4 protein-coding genes are annotated in these 3,735 nt (G+C 63.8%); all 4 read left to right on the forward strand.

Annotated features, from left to right (window positions below; all coding sequences use genetic code 11):
* Nucleotides 1-487, forward strand: a 487-nt coding sequence (locus tag HMPREF3115_RS14265) for a regulatory sequestration protein YfiR (protein WP_256276203.1), incomplete at its 5' end; no start/stop codon positions are given.
* Nucleotides 484-1,752 (forward strand): diguanylate cyclase DgcN/YfiN, encoded by a 1,269-nt coding sequence (locus tag HMPREF3115_RS33010; RefSeq protein ID WP_070554844.1) that lies wholly within the window; start codon nt 484-486, stop codon nt 1,750-1,752. The genes HMPREF3115_RS14265 and HMPREF3115_RS33010, both read left to right, overlap by 4 nt.
* A 44-nt stretch (nt 1,753-1,796) precedes the next feature.
* On the forward strand, nt 1,797-2,309 hold the full coding sequence (locus HMPREF3115_RS14275) for an outer membrane lipoprotein YfiB (RefSeq protein ID WP_175835552.1): 513 nt from the start codon (nt 1,797-1,799) through the stop codon (nt 2,307-2,309).
* A gap of 455 nt (nt 2,310-2,764) precedes the next feature.
* A partial coding sequence (locus HMPREF3115_RS14280) for a hypothetical protein (RefSeq protein ID WP_070554846.1) occupies nt 2,765-3,735 on the forward strand: 971 nt, incomplete at its 3' end.

Below are 3,735 nucleotides of genomic sequence, written 5' to 3' on the forward strand. Positions count from 1 at the left end.
CGCGCCGCCCGCGAGCGCCGCCGAGGCCGAGGCGGCCCTGCCGCCGCACGATGCCGCCGTGCGGCGCGTCGTGCTCGGCATCGTCAGCTTCACGCGCTGGCCGACGCAGCCGGCCCGGCTGCGTCTCTGCATCGTGGGCCGGCCCGACTATGCGGGCGGACTGATCGACACGCTGCAGGCCGGCACGACACCGCTCGACGTGCAGCGCATCCGCTTCGACGAACGCGCGCTCGGCAGCGCGTGCGACGTCGTCTATCTCGGCATGCTGAGCGACGACGAGCGCGCGCAGGTCAGGCGCGCGGTCGCCGGGCATCCGGTGCTGACGATCGCGGAACACGATCCGTCGTGCATCGCGGGCGGCATGTTCTGTCTGAACGTCGACGGCGAGCCCGTCACGTTCGACATCAATCTCGATGCGGTGGCGCGCAGCGGCGTGCGCGTGCATCCGAACGTGCTCAATCTCGCGCGGCGGCCGGTGATGCCATGACCCGATCCGCGCCGCCCGTTTCGTCTTCGCGCGTGCCGCGCCCGACGCTGCAAAGCGTGTTGCGACGCGCGCACCTGCGGCTCGCGTTCGTCGCCGTCGCGATGGCTGCCGTGTCGCTGATCGTCGTCGCCGTGATCGCATTGCGCGCGTATGCCGGCAACAACCTGAACCTGCTCGCGCGCTCGCTGGCGTATACGGTCGAGGCGGCGCTCGTGTTTCGCGACCGCGTTGCGGCGGCAGAGGCGATCGCGCTGATTGCTGCGGACGAGGACGTCGCGCAGGTGATCGTCACCGATGCGGACGGGCGGCCGTTCGCAACGTGGCAGTTGCGTGCGCCCAGCCGGCTCGCGCGCGTCGAACGCGCGGTTGCGGACTTCGCGCTGCCGGGGCCCGCGAGCGTAGCGGTGCTGCACGACGGCATCGTCGTCGGACATGTCGTCGTGCGCGGGCGCGGACAACAGTTCTTCGGTTTCCTGCTCGGTGGCGTCGGCGGCATTCTGGGCTGCCTGATCGTCAGCGTGCTCGGCGCTTACGTCAGTTCGAAGCGGCTGATGCGTAACATCGTCGCGCCGCTGCGCGCGCTGGCCGACGTCGCGCATGCCGTGCGACGCGAGCGTGCGTTCGGGCGACGCGTCGAGCCGGTCGCGATCGACGAGCTCAATCAGCTGGGCGCGGACTTCAATGCGTTGCTCGACGAATTCGAACAGTGGCAGGACACGCTGCGTCACGAGAACGCGTCGCTTGCACACAAGGCGATGCACGATGCGCTCACCGGGCTGCCGAATCGCGTGCAGTTCGAGTCGCGGCTCGCGCGTGCGCTCGGCGAGGCCGGCGCGACCGGGCAGCGCGTGGCAATTCTCTATCTCGACTGCGACGGCTTCAAGGAGATCAACGACTGCTTCGGTCATGAGGCCGGCGATGCGGTGCTGATCGGGATCGCGGCGCGACTGCGCACGCAGTTGCGCGATGCCGATCTGATCGCGCGGCTCGGCGGCGACGAATTCGCGGTGATGCTCGAGGCCGTGCGCGAGGCGGGCAGCGTCGGCCGGATCGCGGATGCGATCCTGTCCGGCATGGTGCCGTCGATCGAGCTGTCCGACGGGCGCATGGTCGCGACGATGATGAGCGTCGGGATCGCGCTGTATCCCGATCATGCGTCGGATGCGACCGGTTTGCTGCGCGCGGCGGACGCCGCGATGTATCGCGCGAAGCGCACGCGGCCGGGATCGTGGCAGTCGGCGGGCGGGGCGGCGGGATCGGCGTGACGCCGATGGCGTCGCGCGCATATTCGTGTGGAAAGGGGGCGATGATGGGACACTCGTTGCCTGTGCGCCGGGGGCGCATGTGGGTCGGCGGCGCGACGCTGCTGGGGGTGCTGCTGAGCGCGGGCTGTCATACGGCGCCGCCGCATCGCGGTCTGACCGAGACGCAGGTGACGACGCTCAAGTCGGCCGGCTTCAAGGAGACCGAGCAGGGCTTCGAATTTGGCGCGGCCGGGCCGATTCTGTTCGATTTCGATCGCTACAACCTGAAGCCCGACGTGCGGCGGATCGTCGAGCGGATCGGGCGCACGCTGCACTCGGCGGGGATCGATGGCGTGCGGGTGTACGGATATACGGATGATGAGGGCACCGATGCGTACGATATGGAGCTGTCGCGTCGGCGTGCGGAGGTGGTCGCGATCGAACTGGTCGACGTCGGGCTCGATGCCCGACGCATCGCGATCGTGGGGAGAGGGAAGCACGATCCGGTGGGCGATAACCGGATGCCGGTGGGCAGGGCGCAGAATCGACGGGCGGCGATTGTGGTTTCGCCGAGGTAGGGTTGTCGGGGCGTGCGACGGTGAAGGGTTCCTTTCAGCGCCGCACGTGATTGACTGTTTTAGCGCTTCTATTCGGGCGGCGGGGGAAAGGGGGCTTGTCGGCCGGACGTCTGTTCCGAGCGAGATCGGCGCGTAGGGGAATCCTGGTACATCTGTATCGGTGCGATATTCAGCGCTGTCAATTTTCGTTTTTGTTTGGCTGACGTTAAAGAAAACGAATCGGTTCAATCAAACGAAAGCCGGTCTTAGGTTCCAATTCCGTCGGCGGACTCACGAGCAGTATTGATCTACAATTGGTGCCTTCGAAAAAGGCGCATTCAGTTTCACGGGAAAGAAATTGGATGAGCGATGGGGACGGTGCTTTTTTGGATCGAAATAGGCGAAAGAACGATTTCGCGCGATGGCCGAAGACCAAAAAAGCGCGTGCAGCAATATTTTCGCGATGGAGAAAAGCGATGGCATTCGATGGACTCTCCTGGTATCGCATGAACCGGCCGGTCAGCGAGGACGAGCACGCTTCTCGCCTTGCAATCGGAGAGCGTGCATCTGACACACCGAAGGATGACCGGTCTGTTTTCTCCATGACTGAGAATTGCCTCGAGGTCCGCAATGGTACCTATTCGGAGAAGGGCTGGGGGCTCCTTGCTTTTATGCTGCCAGGAATCGGTTCGTTGGCGGCTGTCGCATTTGTTCTTTGGCTGATGACCCATCTGCCGCCGATCTATGAGCAGCGCGGACAACAGGGGCTCATGTACGGTGCGCTCAGTTTTTTCCTGTTTATCGGGCTCTGCTTCTCGGGGCTTGGCATTTGGGCATTGACGCGCGATTGTTTTAACTACATCAGTAAACCTGTCCGCTTCGATCGACGCAACAGGATGATTCACGCGTTCAAGCACAATGGGCCGGGAGGAGTTATATCGGTCCCATGGGATAGCGCGTTCCTGTACATTGAGCGCAAACCTAGACAGGGCCTCGCGAGGACTGCGCCGCGGATGGTGCGTTGCCTTGTCCTTGACGACAAGGGGCTGGTGAAGGACACGTTTTCGGTAGGAACACGAGTCGTTTTGGCATTCGATGAGAGCAGTGTGGGCGGACGGGAAGTGATGAAGATCCTTTACCAGGACTTCGAGTTCTACCGGCGATTTATGGAGGAGGGCCCTGCTTCGTTGCCGCCCGTGACCGAGTACCTGCCTAGGGGCGCCTCCCTACGCAATGCGCTCAAGGTGAATTTTGCAGGCTGGTCTGACATGGTCAATTCACGGAATCCGATGGTGTGGCTCGTAATTGCGATTGGCGTACTTCCTTCCTTCATCTTTTCGCTGATGCAATGGTTCGCGCAATTGACTTGCCGTCAACCGGTGTGGCCTGACGATATCGAGCAAGCGTGCAGTGCAGCGGGGGGTGTCAGGATTTCCGTGTTCAAGGC

It is taken from the genome of Burkholderia sp. HMSC10F09 (genome assembly GCF_001806955.1).
Classification (GTDB): domain Bacteria; phylum Pseudomonadota; class Gammaproteobacteria; order Burkholderiales; family Burkholderiaceae; genus Burkholderia; species Burkholderia multivorans.

Excerpts from the sequence above, each read along its gene's own strand:
- HMPREF3115_RS33010 (WP_070554844.1), top strand. The coding sequence starts at position 484 with ATGACCCGATCCGCGCCGCCCGTTTCGTCTTCGCGCGTGCCGCGCCCG.
- HMPREF3115_RS14275 (WP_175835552.1), top strand. The coding sequence starts at position 1,797 with ATGGGACACTCGTTGCCTGTGCGCCGGGGGCGCATGTGGGTCGGCGGC.